This is a genomic window from Phytobacter massiliensis JC163, assembly GCF_000321045.1.
Taxonomy (GTDB): Bacteria; Pseudomonadota; Gammaproteobacteria; order Enterobacterales; family Enterobacteriaceae; genus Phytobacter_A; species Phytobacter_A massiliensis.
The window spans coordinates 173,471-200,206 of sequence record NZ_HE578948.1 but is presented as its reverse complement, the minus strand read 5'-3'; the positions used below and the strand labels follow the sequence as shown (position 1 = coordinate 200,206).

Below are 26,736 nucleotides of genomic sequence, written 5' to 3'. Positions count from 1 at the left end.
GACGATGGAAGAAGACGCAGCCCGCATGCGGCACGCCGCTTTATGCGGAGGCATCTAACCATGCAAAATACGTCTTGCCGCTTCGGCCAAAAAAGCGCTGCGATTATTGAATTGCGGATTGTCGCGTACGAAGCCATCAATTTTGCTCAGCAGGCGTCGGGGGAGCGTAATATTGATGCGTTCAGCCCTGCCATCAAATTGATTCATATTGATATCAACCAGCAACCACTGTCCGCCGATGAAGTCTTCCGGTTGCTGCTGTAAATGATGTTCTACAGGGCTTGCTGTCGGCAATGTTTCTCCCAGCTCACACAGCGTTTCAAAGTGGAAGGTAAGTGCGCTTCGGGCATCCTCAAAGGCTTCGTTAAGATTATCGCCCGCAAAAAAGCAACCCGCCACATCGGGGAAAAAACCGCTGGCACTGCCGTCGGCATCAGAATGAATATAGGCCGGATAGAACATGTCATCTCCTGATTGTTAAGGTTTAAAACCTGCCTGCCGCCAGATTTGCGCCAGTGTCCCGGTCTTAATATCTTTCCGGGGGTGAGGTACCGTCACCAGAGCACGCCGTTGCGAATGAATGAACTGATGGTGGCTCCCCTTTATTCTTATAAGAACCCATCCATGTTTTTTTAGTATTGCTATCACCTCAGCACTGGTCACATCCCTCTCTCCACCGCATATTATACACACTGCACACACCTTAAACTCCGTGCAGATCACACTAACGCAGCAGTGGATAAACGTCATCGACAGAAACCTTTCTCTGGAAAGCGGCTCGTAAATTTCCATATAGCCTTCTGCTGTTGGCGACGCTAAAGAATGTAACCCACAGCAACCATTACCTTCCTTTACAGTTTTCCGGCTGGCTTTAGCCATACTTAAAAGCATTCACGGCACACTCACGGAGTGACTATGCAACGATTTATCGGCTTCGATGTGGGCGGCACCCACATTAAATATGGTGTGATAACCGGAGAGGGCGAAGAGCTATTTAGCGAAGAGTACGACACGCCGGAAGATGCCGACACGTTTAAACAGAAGTGGCGGGAAGCGGTTGAGCATTGCCAGCGCGAGCATGATATTGCGGGTATCGGGGTGAGCTTTCCCGGCCATATCAATCCGCACACCGGGCTTGCGGCGAAAGCGGGCGCGGTGGATTTTCTCGACGGTGAAAACCTGCTTGAACTGTTTGGCGAGCTCACCGACCTGCCGCTCATTGTGGAAAACGACGCCAACTGCGCTGCCCTGGGCGAGCAGTGGCGCGGCGCCGGGCAGAAGTTTGACAGCCTGGTCTGCATAACGGTGGGAACCGGTATTGGCGGGGGCATCATTGTTGACCGCGACCTCTATCGCGGCGCCCATTTCCGCGCCGGTGAGTTTGGCGTGATTCCGGTCGGCAACGGCGGCGAGTGTATGCATGAGGTGGCCTCCGCCAGCGGGCTGATGGAAGCCTGCCGCAAAGCGCTGGGCGTACCGGAAGATGAGATGCCGCACGGCAAAGAGATTTTCGAGAAGATGGACAGCGATGTGCACCTGCGCGAGGCGGTGAACGACTGGGCGCGTTTTCTGGCGCGCGGCATCTACAGCGTGATCTCGATGTTCGACCCGCAGGTGCTGCTGATTGGCGGCGGCGTTAGCGAAAACGACAAGCTCTACCCGCTGCTGGAGCGCCATCTGCAGACGTTCGAACTGTGGGATGCCCTGAAAGTGCCTCTCTACCCGTGCGAACTGGGTAACCAGGCGGGCCGCCTGGGCGCGGTATGGCTGGCAAAGCGCAAGCTGGCTAAACAGTAACGAACGGGCGGCGGCGCGATACGCCGCCTGCCGGGTTACGCTTCGTTTTTACTGAACAGCGCCTTATCACGCAGAATATGGTCATTACCGCGACGGCGGGTAAAGCCAGTCCGGTCAAAATACTCCAGAATCTGAATCGCCAGCTTGCGCCCGATGTTAAGGTTATCGCGGAAATCCGCCGCACTGGTCGATCCCGCGGCTTCATCGCGATAGCGGATCATACTGGCGAAAGCGACAATCCGATCGTTGCGGTAATAGCGATCTTTAACGATCGCCGTTATCAGCCCCTGCTGCGCTGCCTGGCGTAACACTGCGCGCATCGTCTGCTCGTCGGTGGCGGTTTCCCGCGCCAGGTCCCGCACCCACCAGGGCTCATCGCCAAACAGCGGCGCAGCGCGTTGCCAGATAGCCGCCTGCTCCCCGGTAAACCCGGCCTTGTGTTCCGGCAAATGCAGCCAGCCGTGGTGGCTCTGAATCACGCCGTCGGTACGCATCCGCTCAATCAGCGTCAGCACCAGCCCCTCGTCTTCTGTCGGCAAGGCCATGCGCCGCAGCCGCTCGCGCCCTGGGCCCGGCTCGTCCGCGTGCTGCTCGTGATAGCGGCCCAGCGTCGCCAGCAGCTTGCGCTGCCACTCTGCCGCCACCGGGGCGTTTAGCACATTATCCCCGGCACGAATAAAACCCGGGTTCGTCAGCAGCTGCGCAAGCCCGGCGTCATTGCGTTGCCGCGCCCACGCAAACTCCGGCAGATGTACCGCTCCGCGCGCAAGATGTACCCCCAGCGCCTGCGCATCGTCTTCTGCGGCGTTTAGCGTCGCCAGCCACTGCTGATATTCCGGCTTACGCTTTCCGCGCCGGGGTGGGTTAAGGGTCACTACGCGCGCCCCGGCCAGCGTTTCGCGGGCGGAGATATCGCGCAGCACCAGCCTGTCGTTGTCCGCCAGCCACAACGGCGTATCCAGCACCAGCTCCGCCAGGCCGTTATCCAGCAGCGAAACACGCCCGGTAATATGACGGGCGGCGTGGTGAATATGCAGCGGCTGCCACTGGGTCAGAGGCGTATGGGTTTGCAGCGCCACGATAACCCGTTCGCACGGCGCAGGGGGCTTCTCCGACAGCAGCCAGTCGCCACGGCTCAGCGACGCTTTTTGCGCATCGCCGACAATATTGAGCGCAATACGCTGCCCGGCGTGCGCCTGCTCTACCGGCTGATTCTGCGCGTGCAGCCCACGCACGCGCACGGGCTTATCGCCCCCCGTCAGCCAGAGCGTGTCGCCCACGCGCACCTCGCCCGACAGCGCAGTGCCGGTGACCACCAGCCCCGCGCCTTTTACGGTGAAGGCACGATCCAGCGCCAGCCGAAAACGCTGGTGCTGTGGGTACGACCGTTCAGGCAGTTGCAGCAGATGGGCACGCAGTTCATCAATGCCGCGCTGTTGGGTCGCTGCGGTGACGAACATCGCCGCCTGCGGATAACCAAACGACCGCAGCACCTGCCGAACCTCGTCGCTAACCTCTTCAATTCTGGCCGCGTCCACCCGGTCTGCTTTGGTCAGGGCGACGGTGAGCGAGGGGTTCCCGGTCAGCTGTAAGATCGCCAGATGTTCGCGGGTCTGGGCCATCACGCCATCGTCGCAGGCCACGACCAGCAGCGCGTGGTCGATACCGCCCACCCCGGCCAGCATATTGGAGAGAAACTTCTCATGCCCCGGCACGTCGATAAAGCCCGGCACGCGGCCATCCGGCTGCGGCCAGTAGGCGTAGCCCAGATCGATGGTCATGCCGCGCGCTTTCTCTTCCGGCAACCGATCGGCATTCACGCCGGTGATGGCCTGTAATAGCGTTGTTTTGCCGTGGTCGACGTGCCCGGCGGTGGCGATAATCATTTCAACAGCATCTCCAGAAAGCGGGATTCATTCTCAAGGCAGCGTAAATCAAGCCACAGGCGTCCATCACCGATACGCCCGATTACCGGCTCCGGCAGGTTGCGCCAGCGATCGGCCAGCGCGTGCAGCAGGCTGCCGCTGCCGTCACGGGGCGTGAACGTTAAGGCTGCGCTCGGCAGACGCTCCACGGGCAGCGAGCCGCTGCCGATCTGCGACAGGCACGTCTCAACCTGCACGCTGTACGCCTCGTAATGGGGCGCCAGCAGGCTTTGCAGCCGCTGCGCCTGCTGGTAAATCTCTGCCTGCGGACGGGTGAGCAACCGCAGGGTCGGCAGGTTCTCCCGTAATTTCTCCGGGTGCAGATAGAGGCGCAACGTCGCCTCCAGCGCCGCCAGCGTCATTTTATCGGCGCGCAATGCCCGCTTCAGCGGATGCTGCTGCAGTTGCGCAATCAGCGCTTTTTTACCGACGATGATCCCCGCCTGCGGGCCGCCGAGAAGTTTATCCCCGGAAAAGCTTACCAGGCTGACGCCTGCGGCGATCATCTCCTGCACCAGCGGCTCTTTCGGCAGGCCATACAGGCTTAAATCGACGAGCGAGCCGCTGCCCAGGTCGGCGATTACCGGCACGTTGAGTTCGTCGCCCAGCGCCGCCAGCGCCGCCGCCTCTACCGCCGTGGTAAAGCCTTCAATATGGTAATTGCTGGCGTGGACTTTCATCAGCAGGGCGGTATTGTCATTCACCGCCTGGCGATAATCTTTCTCGTGGGTGCGGTTAGTGGTGCCGACCTCGCATAGCGTACAGCCCGCCTGGCGCATTACATCGGGAATGCGGAACGCGCCGCCAATCTCCACCAGCTCGCCGCGAGAGACCACGACCTCTTTACCGCTGGCGGTCGCCGCCAGCATCAGCAGAACGGCCGCCGCGTTGTTATTGACGATACAGGCGTCCTCCGCCCCGGTCAGTCGGCACAGGAGGTCAGCCAGCGCCCGATCGCGGTGGCCCCGTCCGGCATCGTCCAGCGAATACTCAAGCGTCACCGGGGAGCGCATCGCCTGCGTGACCGCCTCAACGGCCGCCTCTGCCTGTAACGCCCGGCCCAGATTGGTGTGCAGCACCGTCCCCGTCAGGTTAAACACCGCGCGCAGCGCGCTGGCGTTTTCACCGTCAAGCTGCTGCCAGGCCGCCTGCGCCCAGTCCTCGCACCAGCCGGGCAGCGCCTGCTGCTGGCGAATGGCCTCGCGCGCGCGCGACTGGAGTTGCCGCAGCGTGCGGGCGACACGCTGATGCCCAAATTGCGTCAGTAAGGGTTCGAACGCTTCGTCACGAAGCAGGCGATCGGTTGCGGGGATCTGGCTGTAAAGCGGGTGATTTTCCGTTGTCATGAGCGAGCCTGGCTGAGGATTGCCCCTCCCGACGGGAGAGGGGTCGACATGAAGGGATTGTACAGCGACTTGCCTCAGACTGTCATAACAGGCGTCAATCCTTTGGCGGCTCGGTGCGGGCGAAGCTTTCGCGCTGGAAGAGGTTTTCCACCATTTTCACCAGCTGCGGTCTGTCAACGCACCAGCCCGGCGAGACGCGGCGGAAGTTGAGATAGCTAATCGCACAGGCAATGGCAACGGTCGCCAGATTCATTTCATCTATATGTAACGTACCGTCACTAAAATAGCTTTCTAAGGTATCCAGGCCACGGCTGATCTTTTCACGCTGGCGCAGCAGCTCCGTTTCGGACTGCTGTGCGGCCGGTCGCGCCTGCTCGCGCACGGATACCAGGGCGGCGTCCATAATCCCGTCCGCCAGCGCTTCTATCTGGCGAATCTTCAGCGCCGCCCGCGGTTCGGCAGGCAGCATCGGCGGCTCAGCATTCAGCAGGTCAATATATTGGGCAATGATTGGCGAGTCGTACCACACCTCTCCCTCATCGGTTACCAGGGCGGGAACTTTACCCAGCGGGTTGTACTGCGCCACCCCGTTAATGGCGTTGTAGGGTTGCTCGTTCACAAATTCAAAGGTGATGCCTTTTTCGAGCAGGATAACCGAGATTTTGCGTACAAAAGGGCTGGTGTAGCTGCCGATCAGTTTCATTGCCTTGTCCTTTTTCGCCAACAAAGTCTTAAGTATGAACTACAGTCAACAAATCGTGCGCGACAGCCTTCATAAATGTGAAAAGCGAGCGGGATAAGGTCAGTTCTACCGAGCAGTGAAAGCGAGTTACAGAATGTGCAGGTCGCAAAATCACAGCTTGCGGGAGATCACACTCGGAAAACTCCTGGCGAAAATATCTTGTGATGCAGATCACAAACGAATAACAAACACGCCACTTCAAAACGTGATTTTAATCACAATTATCCGTCTGACTGGCGACATTTTCGCCTCTTGTTCTTTTTTTACACATGCATTTTGTGATCAACATCACGACTATTGATGCTCCACCCCCTATGTAAACGTGATTTGGATCACACTCAAGGAGGCTGTCTGGACACCAGGCCGATTCGGTGCGAGATTTCGCTTCACAGATCATGGGTCCGGCTACCTCTGCCGCCACGTTAACAACAAAACCTCGGGCTTCCAGCCTGCGCGATAGCAAACATAAGAAGGGGTGTTTTATGTCATCCGATATCAAGATCAAGGTGCAAAGCTTTGGTCGATTCCTCAGCAACATGGTAATGCCAAATATCGGCGCGTTTATCGCGTGGGGTATCATTACCGCATTGTTTATTCCAACAGGGTGGTTGCCTAACGAAACGCTGGCGAAGCTCGTCGGCCCAATGATTACCTATCTGCTGCCGCTGCTTATCGGTTATACCGGTGGTCGGCTGGTAGGCGGCGATCGCGGCGGCGTGGTGGGTGCTATCACCACGATGGGCGTGATTGTCGGCGCAGACATGCCGATGTTCCTCGGCGCAATGATTGCCGGCCCGCTGGGCGGCTACTGCATCAAAAAATTCGACGCGGCCGTAGACGGTAAGATCAAGTCCGGTTTCGAAATGCTGGTGAATAACTTCTCCGCTGGCATCATCGGTATGATCCTCGCCATTCTGGCGTTCCTCGGCATTGGCCCGGCGGTTGAAGTGCTCTCTAAACTGCTGGCTGCTGGCGTTAACTTCATGGTTGCCCATGATATGCTGCCGCTGGCGTCCATCTTTGTTGAACCGGCAAAAATCCTGTTCCTCAACAACGCCATTAACCACGGTATCTTCTCGCCGCTGGGTATTCAGCAGTCTCACGATCTCGGCAAGTCTATCTTCTTCCTGATTGAAGCTAACCCAGGCCCGGGTATGGGCGTACTGCTGGCGTACATGTTCTTCGGTCGCGGCAGCGCACGTCAGTCTGCTGGCGGCGCGGCTATCATCCACTTCCTGGGTGGTATCCACGAAATCTACTTCCCGTATGTGCTGATGAACCCGCGTCTGCTGATTGCGGTTATCCTGGGCGGTATGACCGGCGTGTTCACCCTGAACATCCTGGACGGCGGTCTGGTTTCCCCGGCTTCTCCGGGTTCTATCCTGGCCGTGCTGGCGATGACGCCAAAAGGCGCGTACTTCGCTAACATCGTCGCTATCTTCGCGGCGCTGATTGTTTCCTTCGTGGTCTCTGCGATTCTGCTGAAAACCAGCAAGGTCAAAGAAGAAGATGATGACATCGAAGCCGCTACCCGTCGTATGCAGGACATGAAAGCACAGTCCAAAGGGGCTACCCCGCTGGCCGCTGGCGATGTCACCAACGACCTGAGCCACGTGCGTAAAATCATCGTTGCCTGTGACGCCGGTATGGGCTCCAGCGCAATGGGTGCGGGCGTGCTGCGTAAGAAAGTGCAGGATGCCGGTCTGACCAATATTTCGGTCACCAACACCGCCATCAACAGCCTGCCGTCCGATGTGGATCTGGTCATTACACACCGCGACCTGACCGAGCGCGCAATGCGCCAGGCGCCGCAGGCACAGCACATTTCGCTGACCAACTTCCTGGACAGCGGCCTGTACAGTAACCTGACCGAGCGCCTGGTGGCTGCACAGCGCCACGCGGATAACACCACGAAAGTGCAGACCAGCCTGCAGGACAGCTTCGATACCAGCAACAGCAATCTGTTTAAACTGGGCGCGGAGAATATCTTCCTGGGCCGTACAGCCAGCAACAAAGAAGAGGCGATTCGCTTTGCCGGTGAACAACTGGTGAAAGGCGGCTACGTGCAGCCGGAATACGTGGAGGCGATGCTGGAGCGTGAGAAGCTGACCCCGACCTATCTGGGCGAATCCATCGCCGTGCCGCACGGCACCGTTGAAGCGAAAGATCGCGTGCTGAAAACCGGCGTTGTCTTCTGCCAGTATCCGGAAGGCGTCCGTTTCGGTGAAGAGCCGGATGACATCGCCCGCCTGGTTATCGGTATTGCTGCCCGTAACAACGAGCACATCCAGGTCATCACCAGCCTGACCAACGCGCTGGATGATGAAACCGTCATCGAACGCCTGGCGCAGACCACCAGCGTAGAAGAAGTACTGACGCTGCTGAAAGCGTAACCCTGGCCCCGGATGCGGCTACCAGGCACGTAAACGCGTAGCCCGGATAAGCGCAGCGCATCCGGGAAGTACCTTCCCTCTCCCTCAGGGAGAGGGTTAGGGTGAGGCAAAATAGCCTTTTTCCTCACCCCAGCCCTCTCGGGTCAAAACATTGATTAAGGTTAACACTATGAAAGCATTACATTTTGGCGCAGGTAATATCGGACGTGGCTTCATCGGCAAACTGCTGGCGGACGCGGGGATTACGCTGACATTCGCCGATGTGAATCAGGTGGTTCTCGACGCCCTTAATGCCCGTCATAGCTATCAGGTTCATGTCGTTGGTGAAAACGAGCAGGTAGATACCGTTTCCGGTGTCAACGCTGTCAGCAGCACCGGCGATGAAGTGGTTGAGCTCATCGCATCCGTCGATCTGGTTACCACCGCCGTCGGCCCGGTCGTGCTGGAGCGTATTGCCCCCGCCATCGCCAAAGGGCTGGCGAAGCGTAAAGCGCAGGGCGTGGAAGCGCCGCTGAATATTATCGCCTGTGAAAATATGGTGCGCGGTACCACCCAGCTGAAAGGCCACGTCTTTAACGCGCTGGCGGAAGAGGACAAAGCGTGGGTAGAAGCGCATATCGGCTTTGTAGACTCCGCCGTTGACCGTATCGTTCCCCCTTCGGCCTCTGCCACAAACGATCCGTTGGAAGTAACCGTTGAGACGTTTAGCGAGTGGATTGTTGATAAAACCCAGTTCAAAGGCGACCTGCCCTCTATTGCCGGTATGGAGTTAACCGATAACCTGATGGCGTTTGTTGAGCGTAAGCTCTTCACCCTGAACACCGGTCATGCTATAACCGCCTACCTCGGGCAGCAGACCGGTCATCAGACCATTCGTGACGCCATCCTTGATGAAAACATCCGTGCGGTGGTGAAAGGCGCGATGGAAGAGAGCGGCGCGGTGCTGATTAAACGTTACGGTTTTGATGCCGATAAACATGCGGCGTACATTCAGAAGATCCTCGGTCGTTTCGAAAACCCGTACCTGAAAGATGATGTGGAGCGCGTAGGTCGCCAGCCGCTGCGTAAACTGAGCGCGGGCGATCGTCTGATTAAACCGCTGCTCGGCACGCTGGAGTATGGTTTACCGCACGAAAACCTGGTAAAAGGTATCGCCGCCGCGATGCACTACCGCAGCGAACAGGACCCGCAGGCACAGGAGCTGGCGACCCTGATCGCAGAGAAAGGCCCGCAGGCCGCACTGGCGCAAGTCTCCGGGCTTGATGCCGCAAGCGACGTTGTCGCAGAAGCCGTCACCGCCTACAACGCAAAGGCATGATGCCGACCCCGGCGCGGGATATCCCGCGCCTGTTATTAAGATTGTCAGATATGCAGGCAATGATGGAATTAACACAGGCTTTCGAAAACCGTGTGCTCGAGCGTCTGAATGCTGGCAAAACCGTAAGGGGCTTTCTGATTGCCGCCGTCGAGTTACTGACGGAAGCGGTCAATATCCTGGTGCTGCAGGTCTTCCGCAAAGACGACTATGCCGTGAAATACGCGGTAGAACCGTTACTTGACGGCGACGGGCCGCTGGGCGATCTGTCCGTGCGCTTAAAGCTGATTTACGGCCTGGGCGTTATCAGTCGGCATGAGTATGAAGATGCGGAACTGCTTATAGCGCTGCGCGAAGAGCTCAACCATGACGGCAGCGAATACGCCTTCACCGACGACGAAATCCTCGGCCCATTTGGCGAACTGCACTGTGTTACGGCGCTGCCCCCGGCTCCGCAGTTCGATAGCAGCGACCCGGATCTGTTTGCTATGCAGCAGCAACGCTATCAGCAGATGGTGCGCTCAACCATGGTGCTCTCACTGACCGAGCTGATTTCCCGAATCAGCTTAAAAAAAGCGTTTCAGAAATAACCCCGCCCTGCGCTCACCTGCAGGAAGATCACGCCTCCTCTGTTTTCTGCACCTTAGCCGGACGGTAAAGCTGGCGATAGTGTTCAAGACGCGAGAGATACATTGTCCTTTTGTCTGCGGGAATATCGTCCGGGATAAATTCGCTGCTTCGCGTATGGGCAAGGTATTCTTTAAATGCCTGGCTGGAGGCCATGAAATCGATAGCTTTGTCGATGATATGGGGGGTATTGTCGCCTAACTTTGTCATCTTTCGCTCTCCTTTACGTAAATTCCTTAAAATAAGATGGACCACGCAACGAACAACGTTTGAGCTATGTGTGCTTTTCTGGGGTTGTTCAGCGCAATGCGGTATCCTTACTTTTTTCCCTGATGAACATAATCGCCATGAAAGAAGTCGAAAAGAATGAAATTAAGCGCCTGAGCGACCGCCTGGACGCTATTCGCCACCAGCAGGCCGCCCTGTCTCTGGTTGAGTCCGCTGAAAAATATGCGGAGCTGGAGAAAGAAAAAGCGACCCTGGAAGCGGAAATCGAACGCCTGCGTACACAGTACAGCCAGAAGCTCAGCAAAGAGGCGCAGAAGCTGGTTAACATGCCCTTCAAACGCGCCATTACCAAAAAAGAGCAGGCAGACCTCGGCAAGCTGAAAAAGAGCGTCCGCGGTATTGTTGTCGTGCACCCGATGACCGCCCTGGGGCGCGAGATGGGGCTTAAAGAGATGACGGGCTTTGCAAAGAGCGAGTTCTGACTGTTCCGCCTCCCCTCTCTGAGGGGAGCGATCCCCTTATTGGCCCTACCACTTCTCCTGATTCTGCGCACTGCTTCACACCACTTAGAATCACATAAAATTAACATTGCCATTACATAACAGCGTACTAACCTGATGTCAGGCAGGTGACCGCCAGCAAAATGGCCGTACCACTTTCCCCATACGTACTTACCTTAACGGAACCCACATGACCGCTACCGCTGAACGGCTCTCAGAAGAGGTTGCCCGGCGTATCAGGACGCTTATCCGCGAGCAGGGGCTGGAAGCAGGCATGCGCCTGCCCGCCGAGCGCGAACTGGCGCGTCGTCTTGGCGTCTCGCGCAACTCACTGCGTGAGGCAATCGCAAAGTTGATGAGTGAAGGCGTGCTGCTCAGCCGACACGGCGGGGGCACCTTTGTGCGCTGGCAACATGAAGCCTGGTCGGAACAGCGTATCGTCCAGCCGTTGAAAACGCTGCTGGAAGACGATCCCGACTACAGCTTCGACATTCTTGAGGCGCGCCACGCCATTGAGGCCAGCACCGCCTGGCATGCCGCCCAGCGCGCCACCGATGCCGATAAAGAGAAGATTCGGCTCTGCTTTGACGCTACGCTCGTGGAAGACGCGGATCTCGCCTCGCAGGCGGATGTTCGCTTTCATCTGGCGATTGCCGAGGCGTCGCACAACGTGGTGCTGTTGCAAACCATGCGCGGCTTCTTCGACCTGCTTCAATCCTCTGTAAAGCAGAGCCGCCAGCGGATGTATCAGGCGCCGCCGGTTTTTAAGCAGCTTACCGGGCAGCATCAGGCCATTATGGATGCCATCCTCGCCGCCGATGCGCCACGCGCGCGGGACGCGATGATGGCGCACTTAAGTTTTGTTCACACCACCATTCGTCAGTTTGATGAAGACCAGGCCCGCCGCGCACGCATCACGCGCCTGCCCGACGAGCGGCATACTCAATTTTCGGGAGAAAAAGATGATCATTTCCGCAGCCAGTGACTACCGCGCGGCCGCCAAACGCATTCTGCCCCCTTTTCTGTTCCACTATATCGACGGCGGCGCATATGCCGAATATACCCTGCGCCGTAACGTCGAGGATTTAGGCCAGGTCGCCCTGCGCCAGCGAGTGCTGAAAAATATGTCGGCGCTGAGCACGGAGACCACGCTGTTTGGCGAAACGCTGTCGATGCCGGTCGCGCTTGCCCCGGTCGGTCTGTGCGGCATGTACGCCCGCCGTGGCGAAGTGCAGGCGGCGGGCGCGGCGGATGCCAAAGGCATTCCGTTTACCCTCTCTACCGTCTCCGTCTGCCCGATTGAAGAGGTCGCCCCTACGATTAAACGCCCGATGTGGTTCCAGCTCTATGTGCTGCGCGACCGCGGCTTTATGCGCAACGCGCTGGAGCGGGCAAAGGCGGCAGGGTGTTCGACGCTGGTGTTTACCGTGGATATGCCGACGCCGGGGGCGCGCTACCGCGATGCGCACTCCGGTATGAGCGGGCAGAACGCGGCGCTTCGCCGTTACTGGCAGGCCGTCACCCACCCGCAGTGGGCGTGGGATGTCGGCCTGAATGGCCGTCCCCATGATCTGGGCAATATCTCTGCCTACCTGGGTAAACCCACCGGGCTTGAGGACTATATCGGCTGGCTCGCCACCAACTTTGACCCCTCTATCTCGTGGAAAGACCTGGAGTGGATCCGCGAATTCTGGGACGGGCCGATGGTGATCAAGGGCATTCTTGACCCGGAGGATGCCCGCGACGCGGTGCGCTTTGGCGCGGACGGCATTGTGGTCTCCAACCACGGCGGACGCCAACTGGACGGGGTGCTCTCCTCCGCCCGCGCCCTGCCCGCGATTGCTGATGCGGTGAAAGGCGATATTGCGATTCTGGCCGACAGCGGCATTCGCAACGGCCTGGACGTGGTGCGGATGATTGCGCTGGGGGCCGACACGGTACTGCTGGGGCGCGCTTATCTCTACGCGCTGGCGACCCACGGCCGGGCTGGCGTCACCAATCTGCTCAACCTGATTGAAAAAGAGATGCGGGTGGCGATGACGCTAACCGGGGCGAAATCCATCAGCGAGATAAGCAAAGCGTCGCTGGTGCAGACCTTAAGCGATATTCCCGCCGGGCTGGCGCCGCTCACCCAGGGCGATGCGGCGTAGGTTCCCTTTCCGGGTGGGCGGCGTCTCACCCGGTTACCCTCCCCTGTGATAAACTTCGCGCAATTTCTTTCACTTCATGAGTTTGTTATGAGACGAGAACTTGCCATTGAATTTTCCCGCGTGACCGAAGCGGCGGCGCTGGCTGGCTATAAATGGTTAGGCCGCGGCGATAAAAATACCGCCGACGGCGCAGCGGTACACGCCATGCGCATTATGCTCAACCAGGTCAATATTGACGGCACCATTGTGATTGGCGAAGGGGAGATCGACGAAGCCCCAATGCTCTATATCGGTGAAAAAGTGGGAACCGGCAAAGGCGACGCGGTGGATATCGCCGTCGATCCGATTGAAGGCACCCGCATGACGGCGATGGGCCAGGCCAACGCGCTGGCGGTACTGGCGGTTGGCGATAAAGGCAGCTTTCTTAACGCGCCGGATATGTACATGGAAAAGCTGATTGTCGGCCCCGGCGCAAAAGGCGCGATCGACCTGAATCTGCCGCTTGCCGACAACCTGCGCAATGTCGCCGCCGCGCTGGGCAAACCCCTTAGCGAACTGACCGTCACCATTCTGGCGAAACCACGCCATGACGCGGTGATTGCGGAGATGCAAAAACTGGGCGTGCGCGTGTTTGCTATCCCGGACGGCGACGTGGCGGCCTCCATTCTGACCTGTATGCCGGATAGCGAAGTCGACGTGCTGTACGGGATTGGCGGCGCGCCGGAAGGGGTGGTTTCCGCTGCGGTCATCCGCGCGCTGGACGGTGATATGCATGGCCGCCTGCTGGCCCGTCATCATGTCAAAGGCGACAGCGATGAGAACCGCCGCATGGGCGAAAACGAGCTGGCGCGCTGCGCGGCAATGGGTATCGAAGCAGGCAAAGTGCTGCGGCTGGACGATATGGCGCGCAGCGATAACGTGATTTTTTCAGCGACCGGTATTACCAAAGGCGACCTGCTGGAAGGCATTAGCCGCAAAGGCAATATCGCCACCACCGAGACCCTGCTGATCCGCGGCAAATCCCGCACCATTCGCCGCATTCAGTCTATCCACTATCTCGACCGTAAAGACCCCGACGTTCAGCGCCATATTCTGTAAGCGCATTTATCCGTGAGAGCTTTCCAGTCGACGCCGACTGGAAATCCTCTCCATTCACGACGAAGATAAGGCAATGATTCTGAACAGGAGAAAATCATGGCCGACTGGGTTACAGGAAAAGTCGTAAACGTCGAGTTCTGGACCGACGCGTTGTTCAGCCTGACCGTTCATGCCCCCGTTCACCCCTTCACCGCCGGGCAATTCGCCAAACTGGGCCTCGAAATCGACGGCGAACGCGTGCAGCGCGCCTACTCATATGTGAATGCCCCCAGCAACCCCGATCTTGAGTTTTACCTGGTCACCGTACCCGAAGGCAAACTCAGCCCGCGCCTCGCCGCCCTGCAGCCCGGCGACGAGGTGCTGATCGTCAGCGAAGCGGCCGGTTTCTTTGTGCTGGAAGAGGTGCCGGATTGCGACACGCTGTGGATGCTGGCGACGGGAACCGCTATCGGGCCTTACCTCTCTATTTTGCAGGAAGGGAAGGACCTTGAGCGTTTTAAAAATCTGGTGCTGGTGCACGCCGTGCGTTACGCGGCGGATTTGAGCTACCTGCCGCTGATGCTGGAATTACAGCAGCGTTACGCCGGAAAGCTGCGTATTCAAACCGTAGTCAGCCGTGAAACGGTGCCCGGCTCGCTCACTGGCCGCGTACCGGCGCTGATCGCCAGCGGTGAGCTGGAAGCTGCCGCAGGGCTGCCTCTCAACGCCGAAAGCAGCCATGTCATGCTGTGCGGCAACCCGCAGATGGTGCGCGATACTCAGCAGTTGCTGAAAGATACCCGCCAGATGGCGAAACACCTGCGCCGCCGTCCGGGCCATATCACCGCCGAGCATTACTGGTAATCAGCGGTACTGTACGTCGAGGGTATCTTTGCCGTATTTGTTTTCCCCCTGGGTGCCGACAAACGCGCCCAGGTCGATGAGCATCGTGACCATGATCAGCACGGGAACAAAGCGGCCTACCACCCATTGCCATGTCCCGCCGAGCATATCCCAGTGCCCCGCCAGCAGCATCCACGCCAGAATAAACAGCAAGGCCCAGAGACCTGACTTATTGCGGTCGTGCAGGCGCTTAACAACAACGCAGGCGGTGGGCCACAGAAGACACACCAGCATAAACGCCGCCGTCTGGCTGGCCAGCAGATCGAGGCTGACTGCATAAAACAGCACCACCATCGCCACCACCCACGCTATGACCCATACCCAAAAATCACGACGGCCAATACGGCCCTTAAATGAGAATAACCACTGCTGTATACCCATAACAGGTTCCTGTAATCGTAGTGACGCGTAGTTTACCCTGGTCGCGTCAGTTTTTGACAAGCCAGTGCGTTATCGTTTTAATCGTGAGCAAAGTGATTCGAGGAAGAGATGTATGAAAACGTGGTGGCTCCTTTGCGCGGCGTTGATCGTCAGCCCGTTAGCGGTAGCGGAAGAGACCGCAATAACCGCCCCCTACCTGCTGCCGGGCGCGCCGACTTTCGAGCAGTCTATCAGTCAGTTTCGGGAAAAATTTAACGTCGATAACCCGGACATGCAGCTTAATGAATTTCGCGCCGTGGACGCGCGCAGCGACACGCTTCGCCTGACCCGCGCGGCCACAAAAATTAACGATACGCTGTATGCGTCAACCGCGCTGGAACGCGGCACGCTAAAAATTAAATCCATGCAGATGACCTGGCTGCCGGTGCAGGGGCCGGAGCAAAAGGCGTCGAAAGCGAAGGCTCAGGCCTGGATGGCCGCGCTAATCCGCGCCTTTTCCCCCTCCTTCAACAAAGCGCAAAGCCTGCAAAAACTGCAAAAACTACTGAGCAACGGCAAAAATAAAACCTGGTATACCGAAACCGAGGGGGCGATTCGCTATGTTGTTGTGGACGACGGCGAAAAAGGGCTGACCTTCGCTGTTGAACCGATTAAGCTGACGCTATCTGATAGCACGCAGAGCGACAATAAATGACGAAAAGCAAAGCCTTTGCGGTGATGAATCTCTATACTGTCTCACAGACCCGGCTGCCCTGCGGCAGCCACATTCTTTATTCGCTTCGTAACGTGGAGAATTAAAATGCGACATCCTTTAGTGATGGGTAACTGGAAACTCAACGGCAGCCGCCATATGGTCAACGAGCTGGTGGCAAACCTGCGTAAAGAGCTGGCTGGCGTCTCTGGCTGTGCTGTTGCTATCGCTCCGCCGGACATGTACCTGGATCTGGCGAAACGCGCCGCTGACGGTAGCCACATCATTCTGGGCGCTCAGAACGTCGACGTTAACCTGTCTGGCGCATTCACCGGCGAAACCTCCGCTGAAATGCTGAAAGATATCGGCGCGAAATACATCATTATCGGCCACTCCGAGCGTCGTACTTACCACAAAGAGTCTGACGAGTTCATCGCGAAGAAATTTGCCGTGCTGAAAGAGCAGGGTCTGATCCCGGTACTGTGCATCGGTGAAACCGAAGCAGAAAACGAAGCGGGCAAAACCGAAGAAGTGTGCGCGCGTCAGATTGACGCCGTGCTGAAAACGCAGGGCGCGGCAGCGTTCGAAGGCGCGGTAATCGCCTACGAGCCGGTCTGGGCCATCGGCACCGGCAAATCCGCAACCCCGGCGCAGGCGCAGGCGGTTCACAAATTCATCCGTGACCATATCGCGAAAGCCGATGCGAAAATCGCCGAGCAGGTCATCATCCAGTACGGCGGTTCCGTAAACGCCGCGAACGCCGCAGAGCTGTTTACCCAGCCGGATATCGACGGCGCGCTGGTTGGCGGCGCATCCCTGAAAGCTGATGCTTTCGCGGTGATCGTTAAAGCTGCGGAAGCGGCTAAACAGGCGTAATCGCAGCCTTATTCCTGCCTTAGCCCGGATGCGCTTCGCCTCCGGGCTATTTTTTTACTTCACCTTCACTTTACTGGCCACCAGCAGCGCCGTTAACAGCATCAGCGCGCCAGAGAGCATCAGCGGCGACAGCAGGCCGAAATTATCCAGCGCATAGCCGCCCACCGCCGCGCCGCAGGTATTGGCAAGCTGAATCACCGCCACCTGAATAGAACCGGCCTTTTCCGCCTGATCGGCAAGCGAGCGGGTGATCCATGTTGACCAGCCCACCGGCACCAGCGCGAACGCCAGCCCCCAGACAATAGCAATCCCCGACGCCACCACTTTATCGCTGCCCCACAGGATCAATACCAGCGCGCTAATCGCCAGCGTCAGCGGCGCACAGGCCAGCGCCAGCTTGACCGAGCGTTTCAATATATGCGACGAAAACGAGGTGCCGACAAAACTGGCGATGCCGAAGCTCAGCAGCACCAGCGTCAGGCCATCCACATCAAACCCCGCAAGGGTCATATAGACCGGGCGAATGTAGGTAAAAAAGGAGAACTGCCCGGCGAAAGCCATAAAGATGGCGACCATCCCCGCCAGCACGCCCGGGCGTTTTAACAGCCCGAACATATTCTGGTGGTGCTCGGTCTGCCCCGGCATAGCGGGTAGCGCCACCCAGACCCAGCCGATGCAGACGGCCCCCATCAGCGCCGCGGCGTTAAAGACGTTTCGCCAGCCAATGATCCCGCCAAGAAAACTGCCCAGCGGCGCGGCAATCACCAGCGCAATGGAGACCGCGCCAAAGATAACCGACAGCGCCTTCGGGATAGTGCGCGGCGGTACCAGACGCATGGTTAGCGAGGCCGACATCGCCCAGAAGCCGCCCAGCGCCAGCCCCAGGCAGGCGCGCCCCAGCAGCAGCAGGGTAAAATTAGCGGCAAAAGAGACCAGCAGACAGGAGAGGGTCAGCAGGATGGAAAACGCGATCACCACGTAGCGGCGGTCGGTTTTCCCAATAATATTGGTGATAAACAGGCTGGCGAACATGGCGATAAAGGCGGTCACGGTGACCGACTGCCCGGCCACCCCTTCTGAGATCGCCAAATCCTGGGCCATTGGCGTTAGCAGACTGACCGGCAGAAACTCGACGGTAATCAGGCAGGCCACGCAAAACGCCACGGCAAATACGGCTGACCAGTTGGGTCGGGTCACTCCATTGTGCAGAGGCTGCGCGCTCTGTGTTTCATTCATTTTGTTACCTGGCGTGATTTTTTGAGTGAAAGTCGCGCAGTGTAACAAAAAATGTGTGATGTATTTAACAGTTTGGCAACTGTTTTGCTGCATTAGCCTTCATCATCAGTGCAGCCAGTGAACGCCCTCCTCAGGCATAAACAGGCTGTTATAGCGCATCTGGAAAGCGTTCAGTTCGCCGACGTCCGGCTCAAGTTCACGCAGGAAGCCCAGCGCCAGGCGAATTTGCGCGTCGGTTATCGGCGCGGCCAGCCGCGCCTTTTGCAACAGGCGGTGCCACGTTTGCAAATGCTGCTCGCTGCCGTCAACAATAAACACCTGCCAGATAAACAGCACCTGGGCGGCGTTTTGCAGATGCGCTTCATTCGGGCGGGCCAGGTAACGAATAAATTCCGCCCCGGCGCTTTTACCCATCTGATCGATCATGCTCTCAACCGGCGTAGGGGTAATGCCCAGCCGCTCGCTTAAGCGGCGCACCGCCCGGCGAGAGTCCGATGTTAATACTCTGAAACCAACAATAAAAACCACGACCAGGGTCGCCAGTGTTAACCAAATCATGCACGCTCCCGCCACGCCTTCTGGAGGCACATCATAAGGTCAAATCGGGCAGAAGGGATAGTATCCCGGATGCGCAGCGCATCCGGGATACGCGGTCAGGCGATACCGGTGGTCACGCTGAAATGGCGGGTCTGCTGCGGGGCGAGGCTTAACAGCGAACCGTTCTGCTTCGCGGCCAGCAAGCCCTCCGGGCGGCAGGTGGCAGGCAGAGCAAACGCCGCTACCTGCTGATCGCCGTTATAGAGTATCCAGCGGGTAGCGTAGTTAAACTGCGCGCTGGAAAAACGGGTCATAAAGGCAGTGCCGTCCGGCGCGTGCATATAAAACTCCGGCGTATCGGTGTAGCGGTCGAGCCTGTCGGCAAAGAAGACGATTTCCGGGTCGTAAAACGCCGGCTCCGTCAGCGCACTCAGGTTCGCTTCGCCCTGCTGGATGCGACGGTTAAAGGCCAGCCACTGCTCTGTCGGCTTGACGTGCGCCGGAATGGATTCGCGCAACGTCAGCGCCTCATCCGGCAGGTTCTGGCTGAACGTTGCCTGCGGCACATAGGCGTAGTTCATATGGCACATATACTGGAGCGGCATAGCCACCGAGGCGAGATTGGTCACCGCCATGTTGATGTCGAACAGCGCGCTGCCTTTTCGCAGCGTTACCGACGGCTGCGCCAGGTAGTGATCGCCAAAGCCCATCACATATTCATAGCGGCCTGCCAGACAGAGCGAATCGCCATCGAGTTCCAGCCATGCTTCATCCATTGCCGCGCAGGCCATCTCGCCGTGCAGCGGGTGGGTGTCCTCCGGCGACGGGCAGCCGTTAGCCAGCAGCCCGGAATGGAAGGCAAAACAGCCGTAGGTTTCCACGATGGTCTGCGCCGGTTTTGGCTGGCTGAACATATTGCGCATGGTCAGGTCGCGGCCATCAAAGACCGCATCCCAGATCATCTGCCCAAGCCACGGCAGCACCACCAGATGCCCGCGCCCGTTCTCCAGACGCAGCGCCTCCACGCCGCTGGGGTAGCGAAAGGCGCTGACGGTAAAGTCATCGTTTGCCAGTAGCGTGCGCGGCTGGGGGGTAAAGAGCTCACGCCAGAGCGTTAATCGCGTGGTCATTGTTTTCTCCTCAGGAAGCGGTCGCGGCGGTCAGTTCACGGCGCACTTTACTTTCACGCCAGAAATAGACGCCAACGTAAACAAAGCAGAGCATGGAAACCAAAAACGACAGCTGTAGCGAGTGAAGAAGGTCAGCGACATAGCCCTGAATCGCGGGCACCACCGCCGCGCCGACAATCGCCATCACGATCACCGCGCCTGCCATCTCCGTATGTTCGTTGTCTACCGTATCCAGCGTACCGGCATAAATGGTGGCCCAGCATGGTCCGAACAGAATACTCACCGCCACCGCGACATAGACCGCGCTAAAGCTCGGCGCCAGCGCGACGTAGGCCAGGAACAGCGCGCCAATCACGGAGTAGAGAATCAGCACTTTCGCCGGGTTAAAGCGCGTCATCAGGATATTGGCGACGAACTTGCCGATAAAGAAACAGGCGAAGCTGTAAACCATAAAGTTAGAGGCGTCGCGCTCGTTGATATCCCCCATCTCCAGCGCCAGACGGATGGTGAACGACCACACGGCAACCTGCATGCCGACATACAAGAACTGGGCGACAATACCACGGCGGAAGCGGCCGTTTTGTGCGAGATAGCGCAGCGTTTCCATCGCGGTTGGCCGCGTGTGGTTTGCCGTTTGCGCCACTTTACAGTTGGGGAAACGGGTAAACATAAACAGCACCATCACCACCACCAGCACCATAATCATGTACTTGTAGGGTTCGAGGGTGTTTTCAAGCATCAGCAGTTTGAAGTTGTGGATCTGCTCCGGCGTCATGCCGGTCATCTGTTTTTGCAGACTCTCGCCTTCGGAAAAGACCAGATACTTGCCCAGCAGAATGCCCCCTGCCGCGCCAATGGGATAGAACGTCTGGCTGATATTAAGGCGCAGCGTGGCGTGGGATTTTGGTCCCAGCATTGAGCTATAGGTATTCGCCGCGGTCTCCAGGAAACTCAGGCCAATGGCGATGGCGAAAATCGCCGCCAGGAACATGGTGTAGGTCGCCATATGCGACGCCGGGAAGAAGAGCGAGCAGCCGACGATATAGAGCGTCAGGCCAATCAGAATAGCGATTTTATAGCTGCTTTTTTTAATCACTAACGAGGCCGGAATTGCAATCAGGAAATAGCCGCCGTAAAACGCGCTTTGCACCAGCGCCGATGCAAAGTTGCTTAATGAAAATACGCTTTTAAATTGTGTAATCAGGATGTCATTTAACGCGGCGGCACATCCCCATAATGGAAATAAACAGGATAACAAAATAAACTGGAATAAAGGCGTTTTATTCAGATACCCGTCGGGCATCTGAACGATATTTTTTCGTTCATAACGCTACCTTTTAATGTGCAGGGTTTATCTCTGTTTTATTCTTTATTGCAGGCGGCGATGCGCCTGCAATAAAAATAAACTCAGCGGTAATTATTCGTGTAAAGCCAGATACTCATTAAACTGCTCAATGCTGGGGTAAGATGACTGGGTGCCTTTGCCGGTCACGCTAAATGCGGCGAACAGCGCGGCTTTCTTCATGGCGGCTTCGACATCGCCGCTCTGCACGTAATAATGGGCAAAACAACCGATAAAGGCATCGCCCGCGCCGCTGGTGTCAATCGCATTGACCTTGTGCGCCGGCACGTGAACCTCCTGTTCGCGGGTCATCCACAGCGCGCCTTTTTCACCCATCGTTACGATAATATTATTCAGACCGTTATCAATCAGGCTCCGGGCAGCTTTACGAATATTATCGTAAGTGTCCACCGGCATCCCGGTCAGAATTTCGAGTTCAGTTTCATTGGGAATAAAGAAATCGCATTTGCAGGCATAGGTCATATCCAGTTCGCGCAGCGCCGGCGCCGGATTTAATAACACCTTAATGCCGTGTTTTTTGCCAAATTCAATCGCGTGGTACACCGTCTCTAACTGCACCTCAAGTTGCAGGACAATCAGCTGGCATTTTTTTAAATCTTCCGCCGCGCGATCGATATCCTCCGGGGAGAGAAATTTATTCGCCCCTTTAATAATCAGAATGCTGTTACTGGAATTAGGGTTAACAAATATCGGCGCCACGCCGCTACTGGTGCAGGGCACTTTTTCAACGTAGGTGGTGTTGATACCCCAGGACTCCAGGTTACGGATAGTGTTATCGGCGAAGATATCGTCGCCCACTTTAGTGAGCATCATGACGCGGGAATTCATCTTGGCGGCGGCGACTGCCTGATTGGCCCCCTTCCCACCGCAGCCGATTTTGAACGCGGGCGCTTCCAGGGTCTCCCCCTCTTTCGGCATCTGATGGGTATAGGTAATGAGATCCACCATATTGGAGCCGATGACTGCGATATCCATTTTACTACCTCTCTGAAACAATCACATAACAATGATATTATAGTAACATTATCATGTTATTTTCGTATCATATGTGACAATGATCGCGATTACAGAATCACATTCAGCGGGCATCACCGGCGCAGCCAGGCGTACCAAAGCGCTATCTGTGCCTTTTCATTCCCTGTACGGAGGATTATAGTGTTGATATCATTACGTGTTACTGGCTGGCTGAAAATGTTATTTTAGCAACACAGCAGACTAAATCAGGGCGGGGAAAAAGAGTGGAAACGAAGCAAAAAGAACGTATCCGGCGGCTGGTGGAGCTTCTTAAGAAGACCGACCGGATCCACCTGAAAGACGCCGCGCGTATGCTGGAAGTTTCCGTGATGACCATCCGTCGGGATTTTAGCCAGGACGACGAACCGCTGCCGCTGGCGCTACTCGGTGGCTACATTGTGATGGTGAACAAGCCTGCCGCGCAGGCGGCATCCCCCGTCCCGGCCCCCCATTCTCACCATCGCGATGACCTGCCCGTCGCCATTCTCGCCGCCGGTCTGGTGAGCGAAAACGATCTGGTGTTTTTCGACAACGGGCCGGAAATGCCGCTGGTAGTCAGCATGATCCCGGACGACATTACCTTTACCGGCATTTGCTATTCACACCGTGTGTTTATGGCGCTCTCCGCCAAGCCTAACGCCACCGCCATGCTGTGCGGCGGCACCTGGCGCGCCAAAAGCGATGCGTTTTACGATCCGAATAACCCGTCGCTGATGGATTCGCTCAACCCGCGTAAAGTGTTTATCTCCGCCAGCGGCGTGCATGAACACCACGGCGTCACCTGGTTTAACCTTGATGATTTGCCGATGAAGCGTAAAGCGCTGGAGCATGGGATGCGCAAGATTCTGCTGGCACGCTACGCGCTGTTTGATGAGGTAGCCCCGGCGAGTATCGCCCCGCTCTCTGCCTTTGACGTGTTAATCAGCGACCGGCCACTGCCCGCCGACTACCCGGCCCACTGCCGCAATGGGTTTGTGAAGGTGATTACCCCGGATTCCGAGAGCGAAACGGGCCGGTAGCCGGGGTTCGGTTCCCGGATGCGGCTCACGCCTTATCCGGGCTACCATAGCGGTTATACCAGCTTCGAAGCCAGCGTCTGGCAGGCCTCGCGCACCAGCTGCGAATAAAGAGGAACCCGTTCTTTCGGTATCTGCAACTCCACGCCGCTGATGCTAATGGCGGCAATAACCTCTTTTTTGCGGTTAAAAACCGGGGCGGCAATACAAAAAATCCCCGGGGAATCTTCGGCGTTGTCATACGCCCAGCCCTGCTCGCGGATTTTTGCAAATTCCGCCATCAGCGCAGATTTGCGGGTGATGGTGGTGTCGGTAAAACGCGGAAGCTGCTCGTCCGGCAGCAGTTCATCAATTTTGCTCTGAGGCAGCCAGGCGCACAGCGCTTTGCCAACGCCTGAACTGTGCAGCGGCAGTTTTTTGCCGACCCAGGAACGAATGCCGATAGGCTGGGTGTTCTCCAGCTTTAAAACATAAATCGGCGCGACTTCATCAAGGATGCCGAGATGGCAGGTGAGGTCGGTCTGGTCACGCAGCGTCTCCAGCACCGGCTGGGCCACCTTGCGAATATCGAACTGTTCCAGCGAACGGTTGCCCCACTCATAGAGTTTCAGGCCGAGAAAAAAGTGGCCGTTTTCCAGCCGTAACAGGTGGTGGTCGACCAGCGCGTTGAGCAGGGATGAGGTGCTGCTTTTAGGGAGCCCTAAATCCTGCTGAATCTGGCTAAAGGTCGCGCCAGGTGAATTGAAAAGGTAATTACAGATCTTAACGGTTTTATCTAATGCCGGTACGGGTGTGGTGATGTCCTGATTCATGCGCAGATCCATCTTGTTATTTATCGTCTCTTCTCAGTATACCCGAATCACCCCCACCATAAATGCAGGCTTTCTCTGGTGTAACAGCGACACCGTTCACACCATAACCTGGATGCCGCTCACAATTGTTCATTTGTTCTACAAAAAACGTTGACGAGCGAAAAGGAGATTTGCTGTACTGACTTCAATACTTAGAACATAAGTTCCATATATAGAACAAGGAGTGGCAATGTCAGAAAAATTTCGCGGTATTTTTCCCCCTGTCCCGACCGTCGTGGATGAGCAAGGCGAGCTGGATACCGAAGGTATGGCCCGGCTGCTTGAACATGTTATCAGTAGCGGCGCGCATGGCATGCTGATTCTGGGCAGCGGCGGCGAGTTTTCCCATTTTTCGTCGGCCCAGCGTAAGCAAATCGCTGAATTTTGCCTGCGGCATGTCAACCACCGGGTGCCGGTGCTGATCGGCATCGCCTGCGCCGGGACTTCGGAGACCATTGAACTGGGTCTGCATGCCCAGCGGCATGGCGCGGATGGCGTGCTGGTGGTCAACCCTTACTATGCCAAATTAAGCGAAGAGGCGCGCTACACCCATTATAAACGGGTCGCTACGGCGCTGGAGACGCCCGTCTTCCTCTACAATTTCCCCGAATTAACCGGCCAGGATATTGGGCTTGAGGTCATAGCCCGGCTGGCGCGTGACGTGCCGAATATTATCGGCGTGAAAGACACCATTGATAATATCAGCCACACCCGGGAAATTATTAATCGCGTTCATGCCTTTCGCCCTGAGTTCGTCATATTTAGCGGTTATGACGAATATATGCTGGATACCCTGCTGCTTGGCGGGCATGGCGGTATTCCAGCCACATTTAACTTTGCGCCGCATATTACGGGCGGCATCTATGACGCGTTCCTCGCTAAAGACATGCAAACCGCACAAAGGTTACAGCAACAGCTGGCGAAACTGTCGCCGCTCTATGCGCTGGAGCAGCCCTTCTTTGGCGTAATTAAAACAGCCATCAAACTTAGCGGCGTGGATATCTCCACGGCGGTGGTTCCACCAGCGCTACCGCTTAATGACGAAAAAACGGCACATGTTAAAAATATTCTCGCCCGTATTAGTCTTTAAATTAGCAAGAGAGCAATGACGATGAACATTAACCCTGTACTCAAACTGAATGCTAAAGATGACGTCGTGATAGCCAGGCAGGCTGTAGCCGCTGGCACCTGGCTTGCAGAAGAAAATATTAAGGTGCTGAGCGATATTCCGGCTGGCCACAAAATCGCGATTCGACACATTGAACCCGGCGAGGCGGTTAAACGCTATGGCCAGATTATCGGCTTCGCCACGCAGTCTGTCCGTCCGGGCGACCATATTCATATGCATAATCTGAGCATGGGCGACTTTGAGCGCGACTACGGCTGGGGTGAGGATTGCCAGACGCTTCCCCCGGCGGAGCATCAGGATACCTTTATGGGCATTCGCCGCGCGGATGGCCGCGCCGCCACGCGTAACTATATCGGCGTACTGAGTTCTGTAAACTGTAGCGCCACGGTTGTCCGCGCTATTGAAGACCATTTCCGCCTGCACGGGCTGGGCGATTACCCCAATGTCGACGGCGTCGTCGCGCTGCCGCAAAGCTTTGGCTGCGCGATTGGTTCGAAAAGTGAATCGATGGAAGTGATGCGCCGCACAATGGCGGGCTATGCCACGCACGCTAACTTCGCAGGCGTGTTGATCATTGGCCTGGGCTGCGAATCCAGCCAGATTCAGGACATGATGAACGCCCACGGCCTGAGCGATGGCCCGATGCTGCACACCTTTACCATTCAGGAGTCGGGCGGCACCCGCCAGACCATCGAAAAAGGCATCGCCCTGATCAACGCCATGCTGCCAAAGGCCAATGAGGTTAAACGCGAGCCGATTCCGGCCTCGGAGATCATTCTGGCCCTCGAATGCGGCGGTTCGGACAGCTACTCCGGGATTTCCGCTAACCCGGCGCTGGGCTACGCCGTCGATAAACTGGTGCAGCAAGGCGGCACGGCTATCCTCTCGGAAACCTCAGAGATTTATGGCGCTGAGCATCTGCTGACCCGCCGCGCGGTAACGCGTGAGGTGGGGGAAAAACTGATCGCGCGTATCCACTGGTGGGAAGATTACTGTCGCCGTACCGGCAGTGAAATGAACAACAACCCGTCAGCAGGGAACAAAGTGGGCGGCCTGACCACTATTCTGGAAAAGTCACTGGGCGGGATTGCCAAAGCGGGCACCACCAACCTGACCGCCGTCTATGAATATGCAGAGCCGGTGACCGCAAAAGGGTTCGTCTTTATGGATACCCCCGGCTACGACCCCATCGCCGTAACCGGGCAAATTGCGGGCGGCGCTAACCTGCTCTGCTTTACCACCGGTCGTGGTTCGGCGTTCGGCTCCAAACCGACGCCCAGCCTGAAACTGGCGACCAACAACGCCCTGTGGGCGCGCCAGCAGGAAGATATGGACATCAACTGCGGCACCATTGTGGAAGGTGAAGAGACCATCGCCGAGGTGGGCGAAAGGCTGTATCAAATGATCCTTGAGATGGCCTCCGGGAAAAAGACCAAAAGCGAAGAATTTGGATACGGCAGCCAGGAGTTTGTCCCCTGGACTATCGGCTCCATTATGTAATTCACACCA

Annotated in this window: 27 protein-coding genes; 14 read left to right on the top strand and 13 right to left on the bottom strand. The window is 57.1% G+C overall.

Annotated elements, in window-relative coordinates:
• Positions 1–54 precede the first annotated feature (54 nt).
• Positions 55–462 (bottom strand): type II toxin-antitoxin system HicB family antitoxin, encoded by a 408-nt coding sequence (locus ENTHG_RS18380; protein WP_044183118.1) that lies wholly within the window; start codon positions 460–462, stop codon positions 55–57.
• Positions 463–477: 15 nt separating this feature from the next.
• A complete protein-coding gene (locus ENTHG_RS18375) occupies positions 478–663 on the bottom strand; it encodes a type II toxin-antitoxin system HicA family toxin (protein ID WP_044183992.1) in 186 nt (61 codons plus the stop codon).
• A gap of 252 nt (positions 664–915) precedes the next feature.
• Between ENTHG_RS18375 and ENTHG_RS18370 the strand changes: the two genes are divergently transcribed.
• A complete protein-coding gene (locus ENTHG_RS18370) occupies positions 916–1,797 on the top strand; it encodes an ROK family protein (protein ID WP_044183115.1) in 882 nt (293 codons plus the stop codon).
• Positions 1,798–1,832: 35 nt separating this feature from the next.
• Here the strand turns inward: ENTHG_RS18370 and selB are convergent, their stop codons facing one another.
• From selB to ENTHG_RS18355, 3 genes are all read right to left on the bottom strand, one after another.
• Positions 1,833–3,683, bottom strand: a complete 1,851-nt coding sequence (gene selB, locus ENTHG_RS18365; RefSeq protein ID WP_044183112.1) for a selenocysteine-specific translation elongation factor — start codon at positions 3,681–3,683, stop codon at positions 1,833–1,835.
• A complete protein-coding gene (gene selA / locus ENTHG_RS18360) occupies positions 3,680–5,068 on the bottom strand; it encodes an L-seryl-tRNA(Sec) selenium transferase (RefSeq protein ID WP_044183109.1) in 1,389 nt (462 codons plus the stop codon). The genes selB and selA overlap by 4 nt, the downstream gene beginning before the upstream one ends.
• A 94-nt stretch (positions 5,069–5,162) precedes the next feature.
• Positions 5,163–5,771, bottom strand: a complete 609-nt coding sequence (locus ENTHG_RS18355; protein WP_044183106.1) for a glutathione S-transferase — start codon at positions 5,769–5,771, stop codon at positions 5,163–5,165.
• 521 nt (positions 5,772–6,292) lie between these two features.
• On the opposite strand from ENTHG_RS18355, the gene ENTHG_RS18350 reads away from it, so the two are divergent.
• From ENTHG_RS18350 to mtlR, 3 genes are all read left to right on the top strand, one after another.
• Positions 6,293–8,203 (top strand): PTS mannitol transporter subunit IICBA, encoded by a 1,911-nt coding sequence (locus ENTHG_RS18350; protein WP_044183103.1) that lies wholly within the window; start codon positions 6,293–6,295, stop codon positions 8,201–8,203.
• Between the two features lie 169 nt (positions 8,204–8,372).
• A complete protein-coding gene (gene mtlD, locus ENTHG_RS18345) occupies positions 8,373–9,521 on the top strand; it encodes a mannitol-1-phosphate 5-dehydrogenase (protein WP_044183100.1) in 1,149 nt (382 codons plus the stop codon).
• Complete coding sequence (gene mtlR, locus ENTHG_RS18340; protein ID WP_106403324.1) at positions 9,521–10,108, top strand: mannitol operon repressor MtlR; 588 nt, start codon at positions 9,521–9,523, stop codon at positions 10,106–10,108. The genes mtlD and mtlR overlap by 1 nt, the downstream gene beginning before the upstream one ends.
• A gap of 28 nt (positions 10,109–10,136) precedes the next feature.
• Here mtlR and ENTHG_RS18335 read toward each other — a convergent pair whose 3' ends face one another.
• Positions 10,137–10,355 (bottom strand): hypothetical protein, encoded by a 219-nt coding sequence (locus ENTHG_RS18335; RefSeq protein WP_044183095.1) that lies wholly within the window; start codon positions 10,353–10,355, stop codon positions 10,137–10,139.
• Positions 10,356–10,492: 137 nt separating this feature from the next.
• Here ENTHG_RS18335 and ENTHG_RS18330 point away from each other — a divergent pair, with 137 nt between their 5' ends.
• From ENTHG_RS18330 to fpr, 5 genes are all read left to right on the top strand, one after another.
• Positions 10,493–10,855, top strand: coding sequence for a YibL family ribosome-associated protein (locus ENTHG_RS18330; protein WP_044183990.1), 363 nt, complete (start codon positions 10,493–10,495; stop codon positions 10,853–10,855).
• A 208-nt stretch (positions 10,856–11,063) separates the two neighbouring features.
• Positions 11,064–11,858: a transcriptional regulator LldR gene (lldR, locus tag ENTHG_RS18325; protein WP_044183093.1), complete on the top strand. Its 795-nt coding sequence runs from the start codon at positions 11,064–11,066 to the stop codon at positions 11,856–11,858.
• Entirely contained in the window at positions 11,836–13,023 is a 1,188-nt protein-coding gene (gene lldD, locus ENTHG_RS18320) for an FMN-dependent L-lactate dehydrogenase LldD (protein ID WP_044183091.1), read from the top strand. Before lldR ends, lldD begins: the two co-directional genes overlap by 23 nt.
• Positions 13,024–13,110: 87 nt before the next feature.
• Positions 13,111–14,121, top strand: a complete 1,011-nt coding sequence (glpX, locus tag ENTHG_RS18315) for a class II fructose-bisphosphatase (protein ID WP_044183089.1) — start codon at positions 13,111–13,113, stop codon at positions 14,119–14,121.
• 96 nt (positions 14,122–14,217) lie between these two features.
• On the top strand, positions 14,218–14,964 hold the full coding sequence (fpr, locus tag ENTHG_RS18310) for a ferredoxin--NADP(+) reductase (RefSeq protein WP_044183086.1): 747 nt from the start codon (positions 14,218–14,220) through the stop codon (positions 14,962–14,964).
• On the opposite strand, the gene ENTHG_RS18305 is transcribed toward fpr, so the two are convergent.
• On the bottom strand, positions 14,965–15,384 hold the full coding sequence (locus ENTHG_RS18305) for a DUF805 domain-containing protein (protein ID WP_044183083.1): 420 nt from the start codon (positions 15,382–15,384) through the stop codon (positions 14,965–14,967).
• 112 nt (positions 15,385–15,496) lie between these two features.
• Between ENTHG_RS18305 and ENTHG_RS18300 the strand changes: the two genes are divergently transcribed.
• Both ENTHG_RS18300 and tpiA read left to right on the top strand, forming a co-directional pair.
• Positions 15,497–16,078, top strand: a complete 582-nt coding sequence (locus ENTHG_RS18300; RefSeq protein ID WP_044183080.1) for a DUF1454 family protein — start codon at positions 15,497–15,499, stop codon at positions 16,076–16,078.
• A 105-nt stretch (positions 16,079–16,183) separates the two neighbouring features.
• On the top strand, positions 16,184–16,951 hold the full coding sequence (gene tpiA, locus ENTHG_RS18295) for a triose-phosphate isomerase (RefSeq protein WP_044183077.1): 768 nt from the start codon (positions 16,184–16,186) through the stop codon (positions 16,949–16,951).
• Positions 16,952–17,005: 54 nt separating this feature from the next.
• Here tpiA and nepI read toward each other — a convergent pair whose 3' ends face one another.
• From nepI to rbsK, 5 genes are all read right to left on the bottom strand, one after another.
• Positions 17,006–18,187: a purine ribonucleoside efflux pump NepI gene (nepI, locus tag ENTHG_RS18290; protein ID WP_044183073.1), complete on the bottom strand. Its 1,182-nt coding sequence runs from the start codon at positions 18,185–18,187 to the stop codon at positions 17,006–17,008.
• 105 nt (positions 18,188–18,292) lie between these two features.
• Entirely contained in the window at positions 18,293–18,745 is a 453-nt protein-coding gene (locus ENTHG_RS18285; RefSeq protein WP_044183070.1) for a DUF1198 domain-containing protein, read from the bottom strand.
• A 95-nt stretch (positions 18,746–18,840) separates the two neighbouring features.
• Positions 18,841–19,854 carry an aldose 1-epimerase family protein gene (locus ENTHG_RS18280; RefSeq protein WP_044183067.1) on the bottom strand — a complete coding sequence of 338 codons (1,014 nt, stop codon included), beginning with the start codon at positions 19,852–19,854 and terminating at the stop codon, positions 18,841–18,843.
• Between the two features lie 10 nt (positions 19,855–19,864).
• On the bottom strand, positions 19,865–21,157 hold the full coding sequence (gene fucP, locus ENTHG_RS18275) for an L-fucose:H+ symporter permease (protein ID WP_044183064.1): 1,293 nt from the start codon (positions 21,155–21,157) through the stop codon (positions 19,865–19,867).
• 114 nt (positions 21,158–21,271) lie between these two features.
• Complete coding sequence (rbsK, locus tag ENTHG_RS18270) at positions 21,272–22,192, bottom strand: ribokinase (RefSeq protein ID WP_044183061.1); 921 nt, start codon at positions 22,190–22,192, stop codon at positions 21,272–21,274.
• Between the two features lie 263 nt (positions 22,193–22,455).
• Here rbsK and ENTHG_RS18265 point away from each other — a divergent pair, with 263 nt between their 5' ends.
• Complete coding sequence (locus ENTHG_RS18265) at positions 22,456–23,250, top strand: DeoR family transcriptional regulator (RefSeq protein ID WP_044183058.1); 795 nt, start codon at positions 22,456–22,458, stop codon at positions 23,248–23,250.
• A 53-nt stretch (positions 23,251–23,303) separates the two neighbouring features.
• Here ENTHG_RS18265 and ENTHG_RS18260 read toward each other — a convergent pair whose 3' ends face one another.
• Complete coding sequence (locus tag ENTHG_RS18260; protein ID WP_044183056.1) at positions 23,304–24,059, bottom strand: IclR family transcriptional regulator; 756 nt, start codon at positions 24,057–24,059, stop codon at positions 23,304–23,306.
• Positions 24,060–24,288: 229 nt separating this feature from the next.
• Here ENTHG_RS18260 and ENTHG_RS18255 point away from each other — a divergent pair, with 229 nt between their 5' ends.
• Both ENTHG_RS18255 and ENTHG_RS18250 read left to right on the top strand, forming a co-directional pair.
• Positions 24,289–25,188 (top strand): dihydrodipicolinate synthase family protein, encoded by a 900-nt coding sequence (locus ENTHG_RS18255; protein WP_044183053.1) that lies wholly within the window; start codon positions 24,289–24,291, stop codon positions 25,186–25,188.
• Between the two features lie 21 nt (positions 25,189–25,209).
• Positions 25,210–26,727 (top strand): UxaA family hydrolase, encoded by a 1,518-nt coding sequence (locus ENTHG_RS18250; RefSeq protein ID WP_044183050.1) that lies wholly within the window; start codon positions 25,210–25,212, stop codon positions 26,725–26,727.
• The last annotated feature ends 9 nt before the right edge of the window (positions 26,728–26,736 follow it).

Coding starts and splice junctions, on each gene's coding strand:
- mtlR (WP_106403324.1), top strand. CDS start 9,521: ATGCCGACCCCGGCGCGGGATATCCCGCGCCTGTTATTAAGATTGTCA.
- ENTHG_RS18280 (WP_044183067.1), bottom strand. CDS start 19,854: ATGACCACGCGATTAACGCTCTGGCGTGAGCTCTTTACCCCCCAGCCG.
- glpX (WP_044183089.1), top strand. CDS start 13,111: ATGAGACGAGAACTTGCCATTGAATTTTCCCGCGTGACCGAAGCGGCG.
- tpiA (WP_044183077.1), top strand. CDS start 16,184: ATGCGACATCCTTTAGTGATGGGTAACTGGAAACTCAACGGCAGCCGC.
- ENTHG_RS18335 (WP_044183095.1), bottom strand. CDS start 10,355: ATGACAAAGTTAGGCGACAATACCCCCCATATCATCGACAAAGCTATC.
- fucP (WP_044183064.1), bottom strand. CDS start 21,157: ATGCCCGACGGGTATCTGAATAAAACGCCTTTATTCCAGTTTATTTTG.
- ENTHG_RS18380 (WP_044183118.1), bottom strand. CDS start 462: ATGTTCTATCCGGCCTATATTCATTCTGATGCCGACGGCAGTGCCAGC.
- lldD (WP_044183091.1), top strand. CDS start 11,836: ATGATCATTTCCGCAGCCAGTGACTACCGCGCGGCCGCCAAACGCATT.
- ENTHG_RS18305 (WP_044183083.1), bottom strand. CDS start 15,384: ATGGGTATACAGCAGTGGTTATTCTCATTTAAGGGCCGTATTGGCCGT.
- ENTHG_RS18350 (WP_044183103.1), top strand. CDS start 6,293: ATGTCATCCGATATCAAGATCAAGGTGCAAAGCTTTGGTCGATTCCTC.
- ENTHG_RS18250 (WP_044183050.1), top strand. CDS start 25,210: ATGAACATTAACCCTGTACTCAAACTGAATGCTAAAGATGACGTCGTG.
- lldR (WP_044183093.1), top strand. CDS start 11,064: ATGACCGCTACCGCTGAACGGCTCTCAGAAGAGGTTGCCCGGCGTATC.
- ENTHG_RS18370 (WP_044183115.1), top strand. CDS start 916: ATGCAACGATTTATCGGCTTCGATGTGGGCGGCACCCACATTAAATAT.
- selA (WP_044183109.1), bottom strand. CDS start 5,068: ATGACAACGGAAAATCACCCGCTTTACAGCCAGATCCCCGCAACCGAT.
- ENTHG_RS18330 (WP_044183990.1), top strand. CDS start 10,493: ATGAAAGAAGTCGAAAAGAATGAAATTAAGCGCCTGAGCGACCGCCTG.
- ENTHG_RS18255 (WP_044183053.1), top strand. CDS start 24,289: ATGTCAGAAAAATTTCGCGGTATTTTTCCCCCTGTCCCGACCGTCGTG.
- selB (WP_044183112.1), bottom strand. CDS start 3,683: ATGATTATCGCCACCGCCGGGCACGTCGACCACGGCAAAACAACGCTA.
- ENTHG_RS18300 (WP_044183080.1), top strand. CDS start 15,497: ATGAAAACGTGGTGGCTCCTTTGCGCGGCGTTGATCGTCAGCCCGTTA.
- fpr (WP_044183086.1), top strand. CDS start 14,218: ATGGCCGACTGGGTTACAGGAAAAGTCGTAAACGTCGAGTTCTGGACC.
- ENTHG_RS18260 (WP_044183056.1), bottom strand. CDS start 24,059: ATGAATCAGGACATCACCACACCCGTACCGGCATTAGATAAAACCGTT.
- ENTHG_RS18285 (WP_044183070.1), bottom strand. CDS start 18,745: ATGATTTGGTTAACACTGGCGACCCTGGTCGTGGTTTTTATTGTTGGT.
- mtlD (WP_044183100.1), top strand. CDS start 8,373: ATGAAAGCATTACATTTTGGCGCAGGTAATATCGGACGTGGCTTCATC.
- nepI (WP_044183073.1), bottom strand. CDS start 18,187: ATGAATGAAACACAGAGCGCGCAGCCTCTGCACAATGGAGTGACCCGA.
- ENTHG_RS18355 (WP_044183106.1), bottom strand. CDS start 5,771: ATGAAACTGATCGGCAGCTACACCAGCCCTTTTGTACGCAAAATCTCG.
- rbsK (WP_044183061.1), bottom strand. CDS start 22,192: ATGGATATCGCAGTCATCGGCTCCAATATGGTGGATCTCATTACCTAT.